Here is a 21686-nt window from a genome sequence, read left to right as displayed (position 1 = left end):
CCGGAAATATATCCTTAGATAAATTCCCGGTTATATAATTTAGTTTCAGAAAACTATTCTATTTCAGAAACTCTTAAAGTATTTACCATTCCTTTCGCAGTAATAGGCATTGCCGCAAGGTTAATTGTAAAATCTCCCGTTTCAACAAATTTTGTTCGCTTTGCTATTACGCTAATATCATCTATAGTCTCATCTGTACTTACAAATTTATCATAGAAGAATGCCTTCACGCCCCAAAGTAAACTCAACTGATTAAGAATCCTTCTGTTAGAAGTGAAAACCAGAATATGAGCTTCCGGTCTCCAGGCAGAGATTTGAAAAGCGGTATATCCACTATTGGTAAGCGTACAAATAGCCTTAGCCTTAATTTCATTGGCCATATGCGCCGCATGATAACAAACTGCCTTTGTAATATATCTTTTTGTTCTTACATGAGGGGGTTCATGAGGAACTTTGATTAATGGTGAATTCTCCACACTTTGAAGAATCTGAGCCATTTTCTGGATTACCTGAACCGGATATTGTCCAACTGAAGTCTCACCACTAAGCATTACCGCATCTGCACCATCCATTACAGAGTTTGCAACGTCATTCACCTCTGCTCTGGTTGGAGTAAGGCTTGTGATCATTGTTTCCATCATTTGGGTAGCGATAATAACCGGAATTCTGGCTTTTTTTGCTGTAAGCACCAATTTCTTCTGAATAAGCGGAACTTCCTGTGCTGGAATTTCAACACCAAGATCTCCACGAGCAACCATAAGTCCGTCACAATAAGCTACGATCTTATCTATATTAGCAACTCCTTCAGGCTTTTCGATTTTCGCCACGATAGGAATTTTATATTTAGAATGTTGTTTAATTATATTCTGAAGCTCTATAAGATCTTCAGCATGTCTTACAAAAGAGAGTGCCATCCAGTCAACCCCCATTTCACAAGCGAAGATCGCATCTTTCACATCTTTTTCGGTAAGAGCCGGCAATGAAATATTAGTGTTTGGAAGATTTACTCCTTTTTTAGATTTTAAAGGCCCTCCCTGGATAACTTTAGTTTTTACTTCATCTTTTTTATTGGTTTTCACCACTTCAAAGATAAGTTTACCATCGTCCAACAAAATTCTTTCTCCTGCTTTTACATCCTTTGGAAAAGAGTCATAGTTCATATAAACTCTTTCGGCGGTACCTTTAAATTCTTTTCCCGTTGCAAAAACAATATGATCGCCTTCATTCACCACTACCTCTTCCTTCATTACACCCACTCTTAATTTGGGTCCCTGAAGATCTCCTAAAATAGCAGCGTTAAAACCATCTTCCTCATTCAACTCCCTAATCATTTTGATTCTTTCTCTTACATCATCATAATTAGCATGAGAGAAATTAATACGAAAAACATTCACACCTTCCTGCAGCATTTTTTTTAATATATCCTTGCTACTAGTTGCAGGACCGAGTGTAGCGACAATTTTTGTTTTTTTATTGGTAGGCATTATTCGAATATTAGATTTTGTTTGGATTTTAAATTTTCAATTTCAATCGCATAAGCACCCTGAACTCCAGGAATCTGTCCTATTTTGTTAAGAATCCTGTTAAATTCTTTTGGTTGAATCTCTTCACTAATTTTTAGAAAATAATCAACCTTATTATATTCAGGGATCAGATTTACTTCCTGCGGACTCAATTCCTCTTCTTCAAATAGCGATCCCGAACTTAGAATTTTTTTGGTTTTACCCTTAAATTTGTTAGCAACAAGATCTAAACTATAATAGGAATTTGGGTCTTTATGAGAAAACAGCGCATATAACGCATTATATTCCGCGTGATTGAAATCAATATCTATTCGCTCTCTTTCAAGTCGAACTTTGAGATACTTATTTAAAAAATACGCCATTTTATATCCTTCAAGTGAGGAATAAATGGCGATTAAATTAAAATGCTCATCTTCAACTTCCAGAAGCATTTTATGCGATTGCATAAATTTATACTTTAAGGTTAAAGATACTATATGATTAACAAAATGAAGATGCTAAGGCCCTAAAATTCCTAATTTTTTACGAAAACGTTTTAGTATACGCTAAATCTTCGAAAATCAGTCGATCTTCGCCTGAAGTGCATAATAAGCTCTCTTTGAAGCTTTTTCTTCTGCCTTTTTCTTCGACGTTGCTCTTGCCTTAGCCACTACACGCCCACCTATACGCAATTTCACAGCGAAGTGTTTAAGTTCATCATTTCCCGTATCTTCATATACGTTAAAATCAAATTCTTTCTTCTCCTTCTGACACCATTCAATCACCAGGCTTTTATAACTTATCACTTTCCCTTCTAATTGCTCAATATCAACATAAGGGTTTATCACGCGCTCATAGATAAAGCGTTTACAATGTTTGTAGCCACGGTCTAAATAGATCGCTCCAACCAGCGCTTCAAATAAATTTCCATGAATATTTACACCAAATTGATCTTTTGGTATATTGGTTTGCACATGTTCTATTAGACCCAAATCTTTCCCTAGTTCATTTAAATGCTTCCGGCTAACCACTTTAGATCTCATTTTGGTTAGATAACCTTCATTTCCTCCGGGAACGGCTTTAAACAAATGAGAAGCAACCACAGCGCTTAGCATGGCATCGCCTAAAAACTCCATACGTTCAAAATTGATGGCGTTTCCATCTTCATCCCTTCGGTTTAAAGAACGATGAGTAAAGGCTTTTTTATAATGTAAAATGGATTTAGGTTTAAATCCGAGAATTTGAGTAAGTATATTAAAAAAATTCCCGCCTTTAGAAGAACGGGAATTTAATATGTTACGAATAACGCTCATTGTCTATTCGTCAAGTTTCTTAAACACTACACAGGCATTATGCCCGCCAAACCCAAATGTATTACTCATTACTACATTAACTTCTCTCTTCTGAGCCTTATTTAACGTAAGGTTTAGTTCAGGATCGATATTCTCGTCAATATTTTCATGATTAATAGTTGGAGGTATAATTCCATATTTCATGGATAGAATTGCCGCAATAGCTTCAATTGCTCCAGCTGCTCCCAGTAAATGCCCGGTCATAGACTTGGTAGAATTGATATTGATTTTTTTAGCATGATCTCCAAAAACCTTGGTTATTGCTTTAAGTTCAGCAACATCACCAAGTGGTGTTGAAGTTCCATGCGTATTAATCGCATCTACGTCTTCCGGTTTTAGTCCGGCATTTTTCAGGCAATTTTTCATTACCGCAACTACTCCGTCACCCTCAGGATGCGGTGCAGTCATATGATAAGCATCTGAGGATAAACCTCCGCCCATTACTTCAGCATATATCTTGGCACCTCTGGCTTTCGCATGCTCATACTCTTCTAATATAAGCGCACCACCACCTTCACCAAGTACAAATCCATCCCTGGTAGCATCAAAAGGTCTTGACGCTGTTTCAGGACTATCATTTCTAGTAGAAAGGGCATGCATTGCGTTAAATCCGCCCATTCCTGCTAAAGTAACTGCTGCTTCAGATCCTCCTGAAACGATTATATCACTGTGACCTAAACGAATATTGTTTAGCGCATCTATCATAGCATTTGCTGAAGATGCACAAGCCGACACAGTAGTATAATTCGCTCCCATAAACCCGTGTTTGATGGAGATATTACCAGGGGCAATATCTGCAATCATTTTCGGGATAAAGAAAGGATTGAATCTTGGAGAGCCATCGCCCTCTGCAAAATTAATAACTTCATTCTGGAAAGTCTCAAGGCCTCCTATTCCCGCTCCCCAAATTACGCCAACGCGATATTTGTCTACGGTATTAAGGTCTATCCCGGAATCCTGAATAGCTTCATCTGCCGATACCATGGCATATTGAGCAAACCTATCAAGCTTTCTTGCTTCCTTCCGATCAAAATGATCTAGCGGATTGAAGTTTTTGAGTTCGCAAGCGAATTTAGTCTTGAACTTTTCGGCATTAAAATAAGTGATAGGCGCACTACCACTTTTACCGTTTATAAGTCCCTCCCAATATTCCTCTAAATTGTTACCAATTGGGGTTAAGGCACCAAGGCCTGTAACTACTACTCGCTTTAACTCCATATGGTGTGTTGATTTATTTTTTAGCGTCTTCGATATATGAAACTGCCTGACCTACAGTAGCAATGTTCTCTGCCTGATCGTCTGGGATCTGGATGTCAAATTCCTTTTCGAATTCCATGATCAATTCTACTGTGTCTAGTGAATCAGCACCCAAGTCGTTGGTGAAGCTGGCTTCGTTTACAACTTCATTTTCGTCAACTCCCAATTTGTCAACGATGATAGCTTTTACTCTTGATGCAATGTCTGACATAATTTTATTCTTTTAATTTTGATTAGGTGGCAAAAATAAAAAACTTTATTTTAAAACCGATTTTTCCTCTAAAAATGTGGTGGTAATTTACATAAATTCATTGAAAGCAATTAATTTTACATCCTAATAAATGTTAACAAGCTTATTTTGAGTGATAAAGAAAGTACGAACACAAAAAAGATTGTAATTTTTGCTTCCGGTTCCGGTACCAATGCCGAAAATATCATAAAATACTTCCAGAAATCCAAAAATATTGAGGTTGTTGCGGTTCTTTCCAACCGCAGATCTGCAGGAGTTTTAAAACGTGCGCATGATCTTAATGTAAAAGCGCTTTTATTTGATAAAGAAGCCCTGTACCATACAAATGATGTGCTAAACATCTTAAAAGATATTGATCCGGATCTTATTGTTCTCGCAGGATTTTTATGGTTATTCCCATCAAATATCATAGAGGAATTTCCAGATAAAATAATAAATATTCATCCAGCATTATTGCCTAAATACGGCGGAAAAGGGATGTACGGCAATAAAGTACATGAAACGATCATTGCTGAAAAAGAAACTGAAAGCGGTATTACCATTCATTTTGTAAATGAAAAATATGATGAAGGAAATACTATTTTTCAGGCAACAACTAGCATAGAAAATCATGATACAGCTGAAAGTCTCGCAGGAAAAATTCACGAATTAGAGTATAAGCACTTCCCGGAAGTAATTCAGCAAATATTAGAAGATAATAACTAATGCAAACTCCCAAAGTTCATATATACACCGATGGCGCTGCAAGAGGTAATCCAGGTCCCGGAGGTTTTGGAGTGGTCATGGAATGGGTTGGCAAACCCTATAAAAAGGAATATGCCCAGGGCTTTAAGCTTACTACAAACAACCGCATGGAATTAATGGCTGTAATTGTCGCCATCAGTAAACTCAAAAACCCGGGGACTCCGGCAAAAGTCTTTACAGATTCGAAATATGTGGCAGATGCAGTAAATAAAGGCTGGGTGTTTAATTGGGAAAAGAAGAATTTTGTAAATCGAAAAAATACTGATCTATGGAAAGCATTTTTAAAAGTTTTCCGAAGACATGAAGTTCAATTTCAATGGATCAAAGGCCATAATGATCATCCTCAGAATGAACGTTGCGATGCTTTAGCCGTGATGGCATCTAAAGGGAAAGACCTCTTAGAAGACACCGGTTACAAAGCTTAACATATTGAACTAATTTGAGGTTTATACCTTGAAAAACAAACTGTATATTTGCAGCGTCAATTTAAAACCCGTTATGAGTAAATTACTTATTGTTGGAACCGTTGCGTTCGATGCTATTGAAACTCCTTTTGGAAAAACCGATAAAATCTTAGGTGGTGCAGCCACTTACATTGGACTTTCCGCTTCAAATTTTGATATTAACAGCGCTGTAGTCTCAGTAGTTGGAGAAGATTTCCCTGATGAATATTTAGATCTTCTTAAAAAGAACAATATAGATATAGAAGGTATTGAAATTGTAAAAGGTGGTAAAACATTCTTTTGGAGTGGTAAATATCATAATGACCTTAATACCAGAGATACACTGGACACGCAACTTAATGTGCTTGCAGATTTCAACCCCGTTGTACCGGAGTCGCATAAAGACGCAGAGTTTGTAATGTTAGGAAATTTACATCCTTTAGTTCAGCTAAGCGTTCTGGAGCAGGTAGAAAATCCAAAACTTACAGTTTTAGATACCATGAATTTCTGGATGGACAATGCCCTGGAAGACTTGATGAAAGTAATCGAGAAAGTAGATGTAATTACTATTAATGATGAGGAAGCAAGACAGCTTTCAGGTGAATATTCATTAGTGAAGGCTGCCAGAAAGATCGAAGAAATGGGCCCAAAATATGTAGTCATTAAAAAAGGGGAGCATGGCGCTTTACTTTTCCATAAAGATCAGATATTCTTTGCTCCAGCGCTTCCATTAGAAGAAGTTTTTGATCCAACGGGCGCAGGTGACACTTTCGCTGGCGGATTTATAGGATATCTTGCCAGAACCGGAGATATTTCTTTTGAAAATATGAAAAGTGCCATTATATATGGTTCTAATCTCGCTTCTTTCTGCGTTGAAAAATTTGGAACAGAAAGGATGCAATCCCTAACAGGTGAGCAGGTGGATAAAAGGCTGGACAAGTTCAGGAAATTAACACAATTTGAAACACAACTAGATTAACATAACGCCCTGTAATTTCAGGGCTTTTTTTGTGACCAACACAACAAACTTATTCCTAAAGGAAACTACGATATGAGTGATGCTTTAAAACACGAATGCGGAATTGCACATATAAGGCTTTTAAAACCTCTTGATTATTATAAGGAAAAATATGGTACAGCATTTTATGGTGTAAATAAGATGTACCTGATGATGGAAAAGCAACATAACCGCGGGCAGGATGGTGCTGGTTTTGCAAGCATCAAACTCAATACAATACCCGGAGAACGCTATATAAGCAGGGTTCGTTCTAATCAGGCGCAACCTATACAGGATATTTTTGCGCAGATCAATGAAAGGATCAATGATGAAATAAAAGCCAATCCCGAATATGCGGATGACACAGAGCTTCAAAAAAGATATATTCCCTACCTGGGAGAGGTCTTTTTAGGCCATGTGAGATACGGGACTTTTGGGAAAAACAGCATAGAAAGCGTACATCCATTTCTTAGACAGAACAACTGGATGCATCGTAATCTTATTGTGGCCGGGAATTTTAATATGACTAATGTGAATAAGCTTTTCAATAATCTTGTGGAGCTTGGTCAGCATCCTAAAGAAAGAGCCGATACGGTTACCGTGATGGAAAAGATTGGTCACTTTCTGGATGATGAAGTTCGTAAGTTATATAAGAAGCTAAAAAAGCAAGGGTATTCAAAGGTTACAGCATCACCGGTAATAGCAGAAAAACTAAATGTTGCCAAGATCCTCAGAAAATCCTCCAAAGATTGGGACGGTGGTTATGCAATGGCCGGTTTGATTGGACATGGAGATTCATTCGTACTTAGAGATCCCGCCGGCATTAGGCCTGCATATTATTACAAAGATGATGAAGTGGTGGTGGTAGCTTCAGAAAGACCGGTAATACAGACGGTTTTTAATGTAGATTTTAAAGATGTACATGAACTGCCTCCCGGAAATGCCATTATCACCAAGAAAAATGGTGATGTTTCTATCAAAGAAATTTTAGAACCACTGGAAAGAAAAGCATGTTCTTTTGAACGAATTTATTTTTCCAGAGGTAGTGATGCTGAGATCTATGAAGAACGAAAAATGCTGGGTAGACTTCTAATGCCAGACGTTTTAAAATCTATAAATCACGATACCCTTAAAACTGTTTTTTCCTTTATCCCTAATACAGCTGAAACATCTTTCTACGGAATGGTGGAAGCTGCACAGGATGAATTAAATAAGCAAAAAAATGAAGCTATCCTGGAGGAGAAGGAAACCTTGACCGATGCAAGACTTCAGGAAATACTTTCTCACCGATTGAGGACAGAGAAGATTGCCATCAAAGACGTAAAGCTTAGAACTTTTATTACTGAAGACAGCAGTCGTGATGATTTGGTTGCACATGTTTATGATGTTACTTATGGTGTGGTAAAACCAGAAGACAATCTGGTAATTATAGACGATAGTATTGTTAGGGGAACTACTTTAAAGAAGAGTATCATTAAAATGATGGATAGGTTAAAACCTAAAAAGATCGTAGTAGTTTCTTCTGCACCACAAATTAGATATCCAGATTGTTACGGAATAGACATGGCCAGATTAGAAGGTCTGGTAGCTTTTAGAGCGGCTCTTGAACTTTTAAAGGATAATAACCAATACGACATTGTAGAAAAAGTTTACAATAAATGTAAAGAACAGGTAGACCTGGACGATAAGGATGTTCAAAATTTTGTAAAGGAAATTTATGATCCTTTTACCGATGAAGAAATTTCTGATAAAATTTCAGAATTGTTATGTGATGAAGATGTGAATGCAGAGGTAAAAGTTATTTATCAAACGGTAGATAATCTACATTTGGCCTGTCCCAAAAACCTCGGTGATTGGTATTTTACCGGAAACTATCCCACTGCAGGAGGTAACCGGGTTGTAAATAGAGCATTTATGAACTTTTTCGAAGGGAAAGAGGGACGAGCTTATTAAAATTATACCTTTTAACTAATATAACTGCACTTGGTCTAATATTCTTTGTGCGTTGTTCATTTCTATATACTTTAGTGATACCATAACATAAGTAGGTTAAGTTCATGGTAGATTTGGGGCAAAAAAAGGTGGAATTTATTCCGCCTTTTTTTATTTCTACTCAACTCCAAATTTGTAGCAAAATATCCCTTAATTATTTTTCACTTTTTTGAATTTCAGTATTTTAACTAATTTACAGGCACTTCATCTAAAAAAACAAAATCGAAGATAGATTCTTATTATCTTTAATATACCATAGCATAAGTAGGTTAAGTTCATGGTAGATTTGGGGCAAAAAAAGGTGGAATTTTAATTCCGCCTTTTTTTATGACATAAAATGAAGTATCAACTAGTTATAACCAGAAAATTAATCGATCAAACACTCAAAAAACTAAAAAACAGCTATTTAACTAATATCTGGGTATTTCGTCTAAAAATTAAATTTCAGAAGATAATTCGATATATATTTATTGTACCATAGCATAAGTAGGTTAAGTTCATGGTAGATTTGGGGCAAAGAAAGGTGGAATTTATTCCGCCTTTTTTTATGGCGTTAACTCAGATAAGTGCATAAAAAAAGCCGCATCTGCGGCCTTTTCTATGCTATATAAATAGTTTTAATAATATTATTTTGCCTTAGCATATCTACTTGAAACTTCTTTCCAGTCTATTACATTAAAGAAGGCATCAATATATTCTGGACGCTTATTTTGATAATTTAAATAATAAGCATGTTCCCAAACATCAAGTCCTAAAATTGGAGCTCCACCACAACCTACTTCTGGCATAAGTGGATTATCCTGATTTGGAGTTGAGCAAACTTCTACTTTACCTCCGTTATGTACACAAAGCCAAGCCCATCCAGAACCAAACTGTCCTGCCGCAGCTTTTGAAAATTCTTCCTTAAAAGCTTCAAAAGAACCGTAAGCAGCATCTATCGCGCTTGCAAGTTCACCTTCTGGCTTTCCACCTCCATCAGGAGACATAATTTCCCAGAATAAACTGTGATTGTAAAATCCACCACCGTTGTTACGAACTGCTTTATTAGACTTATCAAGATTTTTCAAAATGTTCTCGATATTTTTTCCATCCATATCGGTTCCTTCGATTGCGGCATTTAGTTTCTTAGTATAACCCGCATGGTGCTTACCATGGTGAATTTCCATAGTTTTCGCATCTATATGTGGCTCCAATGCATCAAAAGCATATTTTAATTTTGGTAATTCAAAAGACATAATTATCTGATTTTTTAGTGATTAGTACTTAAACTCACCCAAATTTAGCTATTCAGGTATTTAATGGAAATTATTTAGTGTTATAAAATACTTAAAAGCATCTACACATTAAAAGTCATTTTTATTTTAAATTTAAAGTTTCACAATTGTAGTTAATTTAGATAATAATATTTCTTTGAAAAACTCTTTTACTATTTATAATGCCTCTGCTGGCTCGGGCAAGACCTTTACCCTCGTAAAGGAATATCTCATCATACTATATTCTTCTAAAAAAAGAGATCGATATAAAAATATTCTGGCGATAACTTTTACGAATAAAGCTGTGGGAGAGATGAAAACCAGGATCATAGAAAGTCTTTCTGAATTCTCGAAAGCAGAAGTTTCTTCAGAAAATAATCCGCTTTTAAAAGCAATTATTGAAGAAACTGGGTATTCAACAGAGTGCATCAGAACTAAATCTGCTGAAATTTTAAAGAGTATTATCCATAACTATGCTGCTTTTGAAATTTCAACTATCGATGGTTTTACACACAGGGTTTTGAGAACCTTTGCACGAGATCTTGGCATCCCGATGAATTTTGAGGTAGAACTTAGTGCCGATGAAATTTTACTGGAAGCAGTAGATAGTTTGATTAGTCGTGCAGGTTCAGATAAAAAACTCACAAAAGTTCTTGTAGACTATACGCTATCTAAAACCGATGACGATAAAAGCTGGGATATTAGTCGGGATCTTTTTAGTATTTCGAAACTCTTAATTAATGAGAACCACCAAAAACCTATTGAACAACTAAGGAATAAAAGCTTAGAGGATTTTGAGAAATTTGGTAAGAAGTTGCGATCTGACATTAAAATTGCCGGAGAAACATTAAAACTTACTGCAGATTCATTTTTTGAACTTATACAGAATAATGACATCCAGGAAACAGATTTTAGCGGGCAATATGTGCCCAAACATTTCAGAAAACTTCAATCTGGAAATACATCTGTAAATTTTAATGCTAAATGGGCAGAAAAAATTGGAGACCAGCCATTATATCCGAAGAAAGCAAGTGAAGTCGCTAAAATTGCTCTCGATTCTATTCAAAGTGATATAGCCGAAATATTTAATGCTTCCAGGCAAGCTTTTTTCCAAATTGAATTTCTCAATGAAATAAGGAAAAACCTGGTACAATTGTCTTTATTAAATGAAATAAACCGTGAAGTCCAAGAGATTAAAAAAGATAGAAATCTAGTCCTTATCTCAGAATTCAATCCAAAAATTAGTGAGCAGGTAAAAGATCAACCGGTGCCTTTTATATATGAACGGCTTGGTGAACGGTATCAACATTATTTTATAGACGAATTTCAGGATACTTCTACTATGCAATGGGAAAATTTAATTCCTTTAATTGGCAACAAGTTAGATTCTGCCGAAGCTGCGGGACTTACGCTCGTTGGTGATGCCAAACAAAGTATTTACAGGTGGCGTGGCGGAAGAGCTGAGCAATTATTAGACCTTAGCAACCTAAAGATAACACCTTTTCAAACGGAACAAAAGGTGGTAAATCTCCCCGACAATTTTAGAAGTGGTTCTGAAATTGTGAATTTCAATAACAGTTTTTTTCAGTTTGCTGCATCTATAATTAGTTTTCCAGAATATGCTGAGCTTTTTCAAGCGTCTGCTCAAAAACCTAAAAAAGGAGATTTCGGTTATGTGAATATTGAATTTGTAGAAGCCGATAACCGGGAGGAAGAATTTGAAATCTATCCTAAAAAGATCCTGGAAATCATAAAGAACCTGGATTTAAAAGGCCTTAACAGAAGAGACATTTGCATTTTAACCAGAAAAAAGAGTGAAGGTGTAGCCATTGCCGAATTTCTAAACGAGCATTCAATTTCAGTAATTTCGTCTGAAACCTTGCTTCTTTCCCAATCGAAAAAAGTCCAGTTTATAGTAAATCTCCTTGCATTCTCTGTGAATTCTGAGGATGACCAATTAAAACTCCAGGTTTTTGATTATTTAGCTGAAACTTATGTAGCTCCTGAAGAAACTCATCAAATCCTTTTGCAAAATTTACCAAAAAATGGAGCAGAATTCTTCGATTGGCTTTCAGATTATAATGTTCAGTTTGAAATGGAGCAGCTTAAAAGACTCTCCTTATATGAATCTATTGAGTATATCATTAAAAGTTTTCATTTAGTTGAAAAATCTGATGCTTACATTCAATTCTTTCTGGATTTTGTTTTTGAAACCTCTCAAAAAACTTCGAACAGTCTGAATGATTTTCTTGAAAAATGGGATCAGAAAAAAGATAAACTCAGCATTGTGGTTCCCGAAACAGACAATGCGGTGCAGATCATGACCATTCATAAATCTAAAGGATTGGAGTTCCCGGTGGTGATATATCCATTTGCAAATTCAGACCTTCAGGATACCAGAAATGATAATTTATGGTTAAATATAAATGATGAAAACATCCCTGTCGCTTATGTAAGCGCATCTCAGAAAATGCTCAACTGGAACGAGAATGCGGCAGCAAAATATAATGACCTGATCTACAAAAATGAACTGGATACGTTAAATGTACTGTATGTTGCATCAACCAGGGCTGCCCAACAATTATATATTCTTTCCAATTATCACGATAAAGCCAAGAATTCTCCCAATATTCCTGATCTACTTATCAATTATCTCAGATCTACTGGTAAATGGAATGATAGCTTGAAATATGAATTTGGGGATTCAGAAAAATTAATTGAATCAAAAAAAGCCGGAAATTTTAGTATTTCCAATAAGCATTACTACTCATCCTCCACTCAAAATAAAGCCGTGCATATTGTTACAAGATCTGGCTCGCTATGGGATTCTAAACAACAGGAAGCCATTGAGAAAGGGGAGATTGCTCATGAGATCCTGGCACAAATCAATACTTCTGCAGATCTTGACAAAGCAGTTATCTGGGCAATAAATTCAGGAATGATCACTAAAGCATCTAAAAGAGAAATTACAGATCTTATTTCAGGAATTATAAATCATCCAGAATTACATCAATATTATACCGGCGGAACAAAAAATCTTAATGAAAAAGAGATTATCACCACAGAAGGTAAACGCTTAAGGCCAGACAGGATAAATATCGACGGAAAGAATATTACTATTATCGACTATAAAACCGGAGGATTTGTAGATACTCATACAAAGCAAATTTCAAATTATTCGGATGCTTTGAGTGAAATGGGGTATAATGTAGATAAATGCTTGTTGGTCTATACCAATAATCCTATTCTTATCAAGAATGTATAAAAGAAGTTTAAATTTGTGAATTGAGTCGGTATATAATTTTATGTTGACTATGTTGCAAAATAATTAGAAGAAAAATAAACGAATATGTACGGAAAAATAAAAGAACATTTAGAAAAGGAAATTGAAGAAATCAAAGATGACGGACTTTATAAAAGGGAACGGATTATTACCGGGCCTCAGGATGCCGTTATAAAAATAGCATCAGGCCAGGAAGTGATTAACTTCTGTGCTAATAATTACCTGGGATTGTCTTCACATCCTGAAGTAATTCAAGCCGCAAAAGATACTATGGATACCCACGGATTTGGAATGTCCAGCGTACGTTTTATTTGCGGAACTCAGGATATTCACAAGGAACTGGAACAAAAGATTTCCGATTTCTACGGAACTGAAGACACGATACTTTATGCTGCCTGTTTTGATGCGAACGGAGGGATTTTTGAACCGCTATTAACAAAAGAAGATGCCATAATTTCTGATTCTCTCAATCATGCTTCAATTATTGACGGCGTTAGACTGTGCAAAGCTGCCAGATACCGTTACGAAAACGGGAATATGGAAGACCTGGAAAAACAATTGATAGATGCGAATGAGAAAGGAGCCAGATTCAAATTAATTGTTACCGACGGTGTGTTTTCTATGGATGGATTAGTAGCTCCTTTGGATAAAATATGTGACCTCGCAGATAAATATGATGCGATGGTAATGATAGATGAATGTCATGCTACCGGTTTTATAGGAGAGAAGGGAATTGGAACTCCTGAAGAAAAAGGGGTTTTAGACCGGGTAGATATTATTACCGGAACATTAGGTAAAGCACTCGGTGGTGCAATGGGCGGTTATACAACTGCCAAAAAAGAGATCATTGAGATCTTAAGACAAAGATCCAGACCCTATTTGTTTTCAAATTCTTTGGCACCCTCTATTGTAGGGGCTTCGATCAAAGTATTTGATATGCTCAAAAATGATGATAGTCTGCGTAAAAAGTTAAAGGAAAACACAGCTTATTTCAAAAAAGAAATTAAAGAAGCTGGTTTTGAAATTATAGATGGAGAGGCAGCTATCGTTCCAGTAATGCTTCACGATGCTAAATTATCTCAGGACATGGCTGATAAATTACTGGAAGAAGGAATTTATGTGATTGGATTCTTTTATCCCGTAGTTCCTAAGGGAAAAGCTAGAATTAGAGTGCAACTTTCTGCCGCTCACAATAAAGAACATTTAGACAAAGCTATTGCGGCTTTTAAGAAAGTAGGAAAAGAATTAAAGGTTATTTAATTTTTTTTCACATTAAAATTTTTCTAATTCATCGCCAAAACGGTTGATAATCAGTTAATAAAAACCTTATAAATCCTTTGGAAGGGCGCTGTAATTAAGAAAACTTTATTATTTTTACTTTTGTTAATATGCATTAAGCATATACTTTTGCTTACAATTAACACTTAAAACTAAACTATTAAATATGAAACATCTTAGCAAAATTGTACTGGCCTCACTACTGTTTTTGGGCTTTACTTCGGTTCAGGCACAGGATGCCGACAACCCATGGGCAATTGGTATAGGTACCAATGCAGTTGACTTCTACCCAACTGGTGAAGACGCACCTCTTGGCGGTATGTTCGACGAATACTTCAATACTGGAGATCACTGGAATATTCTACCAGCGGTTTCTAAATTATCTGTATCCAGATATATTGGAGCTGGATTTGTTGGTGAAATAAGTGGTTCTATCAACCAAATTGATAAGTATGGAGATAGATCTGTTGGAGATTTATCATACTATGCTGTTGATCTTAGTGCAGATTATAGCCTTAGAGCTTTACTTAACGATGGGTGGATTGATCCCGTTCTTGGTATTGGTGGTGGTTATACCTGGATTGGTGATCAAGACGGATCTGACCTTGAGAATTTTAGCAACCCTACCTTAAACGGTAAGGCTGGAGTTAACTTTTGGTTTTCAGACAACATTGCATTAACACTTGAATCTAAATACAAGCATACATTTGATACTGATGGAGCTCAACATTTCCAACATGCTGCTGGAATCAAATTTATGTTCGGAGGAACTGATTCTGACGGTGACGGAATTTATGATAAAGATGATGAATGTCCAGAACAACCAGGTCTAGAAGAATTCAACGGTTGTCCTGATACTGACGGTGATGGAATCGAAGATCGTCAGGATGCTTGTCCTAATGAAGCTGGTCTTGCTGAATTTGACGGATGTCCTGATTCTGATGGTGACGGTGTAGCTGATCCTGATGATGATTGTCCAGAAGTTGCTGGTCTTGCTGAAATGAACGGTTGTCCAGATGCTGATGGTGATGGTGTAAGAGATGATGAAGATAACTGTCCAGACGAAGCTGGTCCTGCTGAAAACGACGGATGTCCTTGGGCTGATACTGACGGTGACGGAGTTCTTGATAAAGATGACGATTGTCCAGAAGAAGCTGGTCCTGCTGCATCTAACGGATGTCCAGAACCAACTGCTGAAGTAATTTCTGAATTGAATGAGTATTCTAAGACTGTACTTTTCGACTTGAACAAAGCGACTATCAGACCAGAATCTGAAGAAGCACTTCAATCAATCCATGATATCATGCATGAGTATTCTACTACTATCTTCCACATTGAGGGACATACAGATAGTTCTGGTAGTGATTCTTATAACATGAAACTTTCTAAAGAGCGTGCTGCATCTGTAGCTACTTGGTTAGAGCAAAACGGTATTCCTGCAAAAAGATTAACTTCTGAAGGTTACGGTGAAACTCAACCTATTGCTACTAACAGTACTGCAAAAGGAAGACAGGATAACAGACGTGTTGAAATTTCTCTTGACAAAGACAAAGAGATGAAAGATAAGTCTAAAGACAAAAAATAATCTTTCTGAATAAATCATAACAGAAAACGCCCCGCATTGCGGGGCGTTTTTTATTTTAGGCGTATGGAATCATTTATACGCGAAGTTCTACAGAAACTTAAAAATTCAGGCACTCCTTTATCTGAAGTTACCTTTATACTTCCCAGTAAAAGAGCTGGATCCTATCTTATCAAAGAGCTCTCTTCCATCTCAGATAAAAACCTGTTTTCTCCTACTATTTATAGCATTGAAGAATTTACTGAAGTCGTCTCGGGTCTGGAATCTATAGATAATACTTCCAGTCTTTTCGAATTTTATGATGTATATGAAGATCTAACTGAAGAAAATAGCCTGGAAGACTTTGAAACCTTTATAACCTGGGCTCAAAACCTTATCCATGACTTTAATGAAATTGATCGTTACCTCATTGATTATAAACCATTTTTTAACTACTTAGCCGGAATTCAGGATATAAATCACTGGTATTTGAAAGATGAAAAAACCGACCTAATTAAGAGATACTTGAAATTCTGGAAAAATCTACCTGGTTTTTACGAGGCACTGTCCAGGAAATTACTTTCTAAAAACCAGGGATATCAAGGCCTTATTTACAGAAAGGCTGCAGAAAACATCACCGACTATGCGGCAACTCACAAGCAAAAACATGTATTTATAGGTTTTAATGCCTTGAACGCTTCCGAACAATTAATTATTCAAAATTTACTAGAAACCAAATTAGCTGAAATTTACTGGGATTTGGATAAAACTTTCTACAAAGATCCAGCTCATGGAGCCTCTATTTTCATTAGAGATTATTTTAAGAACTGGAAATATTACCAGGATAATGAACCAAATGAATTATCAGAGAACTTTGGAAAAGAAAAACAATTTGAACTAATAGGAGTTCCTAAAAATATTGGCCAGGCAAAATACCTTGGAGAAATATTGACTAATCTTAACTCCGCCCAACTGGAAAATACCGCCATTGTTCTTGGTGAAGAGGAGTTACTTTTACCTGTCTTAAATTCATTACCGGAGGAAATACAGGATTTGAATATCACTATGGGGTTTCCGGTGAAAAATGCCCCTATAAATTCACTTTTCGAAAGTCTTTTCCAAATTCATATTAATAAGACGGATACCTATTATTATAAGGATGTAATTTCAATCATTAACCATCCATCTTTTAATCCTATTCTGAAAAATTATGCTGAAGAGTTAATAATCAAAATAAATTCAGAAAACCTGATCTATTTAGAACCCAAAAAGATTATTTCCTCTTTTCCAACCGAAATAAAAGAACTGATTACTGCCTGCTTCAACCCAAAAAATGACGCTGTTTCAATATTCATTTCAGATGTTCAGCAGATAATTCAGAATCTAAAAACCCATTTAAAAAAGGAAGAAGACAAAATCGCTCTGGAGTTTCTATACCATTTCCATATTCTTTTTAATAAACTGCAAAACCTTAATGAAACCTATCCCCATCTTAAAACAATAAAATCGCTTTATGGATTTTATAGAGAGATGGTAGGCACCGAAACCCTGGATTTTCAGGGAAGACCATTTCAGGGTCTTCAATTAATGGGAATGCTGGAATCCCGGGCATTAGATTTTGAAACGGTAATTATCACTTCATTGAATGAAGGAGTTTTGCCCGCGGGAAAATCTGATAATTCTTTTATTCCTTATGATCTTAAACAGGAATACAAACTCCCTACTTACCGGGAAAAAGACGCTGTATATACCTATCATTTCTACAGATTGCTACAAAGGGCTAAAAATGTGTATTTGCTTTATAACACGGAGGCAGATGGTTTAAATTCCGGTGAAAAGAGCAGGTTCATAACCCAACTGGAAATTGAAAATCTTAAAACTCATACTCTTAGAAAACTACTCATTAGTCCCGAAGTACCAGGAATTAACAAGAATCTGAAAGAGGTAAGGAAAACTCCTGAAATCATGGACAAATTGAAGTCCCTGGCAAATTCCGGGTTTTCCCCTTCGGCACTTACTACTTATATCAGGAATCCGCTTGATTTCTATCATCAATATGTTCTGGGAGTCAGGGATCAGGAAGAAGTTGAGGAAACAGTAGCTTTCAATACTTTAGGTACGGTAGTTCATGATGCTCTGGAAAATCTCTATAAACCTTATGAAGGAAAATTAATTACTGAAGAGATTATTCAGGGTTTTATAAAAATTGCAGATCGTGAAATCGCAAATGAATTCTCTAAAACCTACAGCAAAATACCACTGGAGAAGGGAAAAAACCTTTTAATTTTTGAAGTCGCCAAACGCTATCTGCACAATTTCCTGAGATTCGAATTAAAAAGATTAAAACAAGGAGAAGAGATTCAAATAATTCAAATCGAAAAAGACCTCAAAGTAAAACTTCCTATCGAAAAATTGCCTTTTTCGGTTTATCTTCGCGGAAAAGTAGACCGCTTTGAAAATTCTAAATCTACCCCCAGAATTATAGATTATAAGACCGGAAAAGTGGAGTCTAGAAATCTGAATGTCACTGATTGGGGGGAAATAACAAAAGATTATGACAATTACTCAAAAAGTTTTCAGGTTTTAACTTACGCCTCCTTGATTGCGCTCGAGAAAGGTCTTAAATTCCCCGCCGAAGCAGGGATTGTTTCCTTTAAAAATTTAAAGTCAGGATTTTTAAAGTTTGAAAAAAGAGAAGCTGGAACACGACAAAAAGACTCTTTAATTACTGGGGAAACTTTAGAAATGTTCCAAAATGAATTAAAGAATTTAATTATGGAAATCTGTAATCCGGAGATTCCATTTATAGAAAAGGAAATAAAAAAGAAATATGGAAGTTTCTAGAGAAAAGAATATTGTCATAGATGGCAAACACAATAAACCTATAGCAGCCGATATTATTTTTAAGGACGATGGTAAACCAAAACCAATCGTTATTTTTTGTCATGGCTACAAAGGTTTTAAAGACTGGGGTGCATGGGATAAAATGGGTGAGCAAATTGCTGACGAAGGCTTTTTCTTCCTTAAATTCAATTTTAGCCATAACGGTACTGATGCAGAGAACCCTACAAAATTTCTAAATATTGAAGCCTTTGGTGATAATAATTATGTTATTGAATTAGATGATCTGCAATCTGTAATAGATTGGACACTTCTACCCGACTTTAAGTTCGCTAAACAAATTAAGCCAGATAATATTAATCTTATTGGCCATTCAAGAGGGGGAGGTATTGTTGTTCTAAAGGCTGCTGAAGATAAAAGGATTACAAAAGTTATTACGCTCGCTTCTGTTTCAGACTTTGCTTCCCGTTTTCCCGAAACTAAGGAACTTGAAGCATGGGAGAAAAAAGGTGTACGGTATATTAAAAACACAAGAACAGGTCAGCAATTACCTCATCATTACCAGTTTTATAAGAACTTTAAAGAAAACAAAGAGCGTCTAAATATAAAAAAGGCGGCAAAGAAACTTCAAATTCCGCATTTAATCGCTCACGGAAGTAGTGATACCAGCGTTTCTATTGGAGAAGCAGGAAATTTATTTGAATGGAGCCCGGCACCAAAGCTATTACTAGTTGAAAATGCCGATCATGTTTTTGGAACTGAACATCCATGGGAAGAACAAGAACTTCCGAAGGAATTTAAACACGTGATCAAAAAGAGTATTGATTTCCTAAAGACTGATTCCAAATCTTTATGGGATGAATATGGAGAATCTGATGACGATTAGAAATAAAAAAACCACTGCAGAAACAGTGGTTTTTTTGTGGAGAATATCGGAGTCGAACCGATGACCTTTTGGCTGCCAGCCAAACGCTCTAGCCAACTGAGCTAATCCCCCGACTAGGGGCAAATGTAACAATTTTTCCCAAATATAGAAATGTTTATTTTTTCTCTTTAAAATGATCAAAAAGGCCAATATTACGAATCTTCCAGAGGTGAAAAAGCTAACCGAAGCCTGTGCAAAGGCCATGATAAAGAAAGATATCTTTCAATGGAACGAACATTATCCTTCCATTGAAAAGCTTCGCAATGATATTTTGAAAGAGGAGCTTTACGTTCTGGAGAAGAATAAAAATATCTTAGGAATTATTGTAATTACCAAAGTCCGGGATGAAGAATACATTCCTATTAAATGGCTGAGCGAAACTGATAATAACATCTATATACACCGCCTGGCAACACATCCAGATTTCTGGGGGCAAGGTTTCGCGCAAAAACTCATGGATTTTGCTGAAAACTATGCTCGGAAACATCATTTTGAATCGGTAAGACTAGATACTTTCAGTCAGAATAAGCGAAATCAAAAATTTTACGAGACCCGAGGATATCAGCGCCTGGGTGATATCTATTTTCCGAAGCAAAGCGCACATCCTTTTTATTGTTACGAATTGCTTATTTAATTCAGGGGATTTTATATTTACCTTTCAGTTTAAGCATTCTTGGATAATTCAGTCAGTTTTAAAAGTATCAATAAGATCGCGATTCCCGCTATCATTGCAGGAATTGCCGAGCCGCTCATTTCCTTAACCGATATCGCTGTTATCGGAAATGTAGACGAGAACTCTATTGAAGCGCTTGCTGCCGCTGGAATCGTGGGTTCCTTTCTCTCTGCGATCATCTGGATCGTAGCCCAGACAAAAACAGCAATTTCAGCCATTGTTTCCCAACACCTGGGGGCAAATAGACTACATGCGGTAAAAACACTCGTTCCGCAGGCGATCTTTTTCAATTTTCTATTTAGCTTACTTATTTACGGCCTCACCGCATTTTTTGCTGAAGCTATTTTCAGTGCTTACAATGCAGACGGACTGATTTTACAGTATTCTGAAGATTATTATCAAATTCGAGCTTTAGGCTATCCTTTAACGCTGGTTACTTTTGCCATCTTTGGAGTGTTTAGAGGATTGCAAAATACACTTTGGGCTATGAAGTGTAGTCTCGCTGGAGCTGCAGTAAATGTTGCACTGGATTTTTTGCTGGTTTATGGAGTGGATGGACTAATTCCTCCAATGCACCTTAAAGGAGCTGCATACGCCAGTCTTGCCGCCCAGGGAACCATGTTAATTATGGCGCTATGGTTTTTCTTCAAAAAGACACCGTTTCATTTAAAACTGAGTTTTAATATTAATCCACGAATGAAAGGTCTCCTGCTTATGGCCGCAAATCTTTTTGTTCGCACCGCCGCTTTAAATTTTGCGATCTACCTGGCTAACGCATATGCTACAGATTACGGTAAAAATTATATTGCTGCACAAAGTATCTTAATGAATATCTGGCTCTTCTTCAGTTTTTTTATTGATGGGTATGCGAATGCGGGAAATGCGATTGGCGGAAAACTCTTGGGAGCATTAGATTATAAGAATCTATGGGAGTTGAGCAAAAAAATTAGCAAATATGCCGTTTTTATAGCCCTTATTCTAATGGGAATTTGCGCTTTGTTTTATGATGAAATTGGACTTTTATTTAATAAAGAAACCAGTGTCCTGGCATTATTCTCTTCTGTATTCTGGATTGTTCTTCTTATGCAACCAATCAATGCGATTGCCTTTATGTTCGACGGAATATTTAAAGGCCTCGGAGAAGCGAAATACTTACGAAATGTACTTTTAGTAGCAACTTTTCTGGGGTTTACACCTGCCCTGCTTATTTCAGATTATTTCGGATTGAAATTATACGGAATCTGGATCGCTTTTTTCGTCTGGATGCTTATAAGAAGTAGTACGCTGGTTATTTATTTCCGAAGGAAATATCTACAGAAGGAAGTTTAGATTCTG

General features: G+C 36.3%; 17 protein-coding genes and 1 tRNA gene. 11 read left to right on the top strand and 7 right to left on the bottom strand.

Annotation, left to right across the window (positions count from 1 at the left end; translation table 11 throughout):
* Positions 1 to 53 precede the first annotated feature (53 nt).
* From pyk to GFO_RS15950, 5 genes are all read right to left on the bottom strand, one after another.
* A complete protein-coding gene (gene pyk / locus GFO_RS15970; protein WP_011711227.1) occupies positions 54 to 1484 on the bottom strand; it encodes a pyruvate kinase in 1431 nt (476 codons plus the stop codon).
* On the bottom strand, positions 1484 to 1969 hold the full coding sequence (locus tag GFO_RS15965; RefSeq protein WP_011711226.1) for an IPExxxVDY family protein: 486 nt from the start codon (positions 1967 to 1969) through the stop codon (positions 1484 to 1486). The genes pyk and GFO_RS15965 overlap by 1 nt, the downstream gene beginning before the upstream one ends.
* Positions 1970 to 2083: 114 nt before the next feature.
* The gene (gene rnc / locus GFO_RS15960) at positions 2084 to 2815 is read right to left on the bottom strand and encodes a ribonuclease III (protein ID WP_011711225.1); all 732 of its coding nucleotides are present in this window, start codon (positions 2813 to 2815) and stop codon (positions 2084 to 2086) included.
* A gap of 3 nt (positions 2816 to 2818) precedes the next feature.
* Entirely contained in the window at positions 2819 to 4072 is a 1254-nt protein-coding gene (fabF, locus tag GFO_RS15955; protein WP_011711224.1) for a beta-ketoacyl-ACP synthase II, read from the bottom strand.
* A 13-nt stretch (positions 4073 to 4085) separates the two neighbouring features.
* Complete coding sequence (locus tag GFO_RS15950; protein WP_011711223.1) at positions 4086 to 4322, bottom strand: acyl carrier protein; 237 nt, start codon at positions 4320 to 4322, stop codon at positions 4086 to 4088.
* A gap of 147 nt (positions 4323 to 4469) precedes the next feature.
* On the opposite strand from GFO_RS15950, the gene purN reads away from it, so the two are divergent.
* The 4 genes from purN (at position 4470) to GFO_RS15930 (ending at position 8498) form a co-directional block, all read left to right on the top strand.
* Positions 4470 to 5066: a phosphoribosylglycinamide formyltransferase gene (purN, locus tag GFO_RS15945; protein ID WP_011711222.1), complete on the top strand. Its 597-nt coding sequence runs from the start codon at positions 4470 to 4472 to the stop codon at positions 5064 to 5066.
* On the top strand, positions 5066 to 5530 hold the full coding sequence (rnhA, locus tag GFO_RS15940; RefSeq protein WP_011711221.1) for a ribonuclease HI: 465 nt from the start codon (positions 5066 to 5068) through the stop codon (positions 5528 to 5530). Before purN ends, rnhA begins: the two co-directional genes overlap by 1 nt.
* 73 nt (positions 5531 to 5603) lie before the next feature.
* Entirely contained in the window at positions 5604 to 6527 is a 924-nt protein-coding gene (locus GFO_RS15935; RefSeq protein WP_041250170.1) for a PfkB family carbohydrate kinase, read from the top strand.
* Between the two features lie 72 nt (positions 6528 to 6599).
* The gene (locus GFO_RS15930) at positions 6600 to 8498 is read left to right on the top strand and encodes an amidophosphoribosyltransferase (protein WP_011711219.1); all 1899 of its coding nucleotides are present in this window, start codon (positions 6600 to 6602) and stop codon (positions 8496 to 8498) included.
* Positions 8499 to 9163: 665 nt separating this feature from the next.
* Here the strand turns inward: GFO_RS15930 and GFO_RS15925 are convergent.
* Entirely contained in the window at positions 9164 to 9772 is a 609-nt protein-coding gene (locus tag GFO_RS15925) for a superoxide dismutase (RefSeq protein ID WP_011711218.1), read from the bottom strand.
* A 175-nt stretch (positions 9773 to 9947) separates the two neighbouring features.
* Between GFO_RS15925 and GFO_RS15920 the strand changes: the two genes are divergently transcribed.
* The 5 genes from GFO_RS15920 (at position 9948) to GFO_RS15900 (ending at position 19639) form a co-directional block, all read left to right on the top strand.
* Positions 9948 to 13055 (top strand): UvrD-helicase domain-containing protein, encoded by a 3108-nt coding sequence (locus GFO_RS15920; protein ID WP_011711217.1) that lies wholly within the window; start codon positions 9948 to 9950, stop codon positions 13053 to 13055.
* Between the two features lie 84 nt (positions 13056 to 13139).
* Complete coding sequence (gene kbl / locus GFO_RS15915; protein ID WP_011711216.1) at positions 13140 to 14333, top strand: glycine C-acetyltransferase; 1194 nt, start codon at positions 13140 to 13142, stop codon at positions 14331 to 14333.
* 184 nt (positions 14334 to 14517) lie between these two features.
* Entirely contained in the window at positions 14518 to 15936 is a 1419-nt protein-coding gene (locus tag GFO_RS15910) for an OmpA family protein (RefSeq protein ID WP_011711215.1), read from the top strand.
* A 63-nt stretch (positions 15937 to 15999) separates the two neighbouring features.
* Entirely contained in the window at positions 16000 to 18756 is a 2757-nt protein-coding gene (locus tag GFO_RS15905; protein WP_041250416.1) for a PD-(D/E)XK nuclease family protein, read from the top strand.
* A complete protein-coding gene (locus GFO_RS15900) occupies positions 18743 to 19639 on the top strand; it encodes an alpha/beta hydrolase family protein (RefSeq protein WP_011711213.1) in 897 nt (298 codons plus the stop codon). Before GFO_RS15905 ends, GFO_RS15900 begins: the two co-directional genes overlap by 14 nt.
* Positions 19640 to 19676: 37 nt before the next feature.
* Here GFO_RS15900 and GFO_RS15895 read toward each other — a convergent pair.
* Positions 19677 to 19750: transfer RNA gene (locus GFO_RS15895), tRNA-Ala, on the bottom strand.
* A gap of 61 nt (positions 19751 to 19811) precedes the next feature.
* On the opposite strand from GFO_RS15895, the gene GFO_RS15890 reads away from it, so the two are divergent.
* Positions 19812 to 20312: a GNAT family N-acetyltransferase gene (locus GFO_RS15890; protein WP_011711212.1), complete on the top strand. Its 501-nt coding sequence runs from the start codon at positions 19812 to 19814 to the stop codon at positions 20310 to 20312.
* Between the two features lie 39 nt (positions 20313 to 20351).
* Positions 20352 to 21680 carry an MATE family efflux transporter gene (locus GFO_RS15885; protein ID WP_011711211.1) on the top strand — a complete coding sequence of 443 codons (1329 nt, stop codon included), beginning with the start codon at positions 20352 to 20354 and terminating at the stop codon, positions 21678 to 21680.
* Positions 21681 to 21686: the final 6 nt, after the last annotated feature.

It is taken from the genome of Christiangramia forsetii KT0803 (assembly GCF_000060345.1).
Lineage (GTDB): Bacteria > Bacteroidota > Bacteroidia > Flavobacteriales > Flavobacteriaceae > Christiangramia > Christiangramia forsetii.
This window is presented reverse-complemented; position numbering and strand designations above follow the sequence as displayed.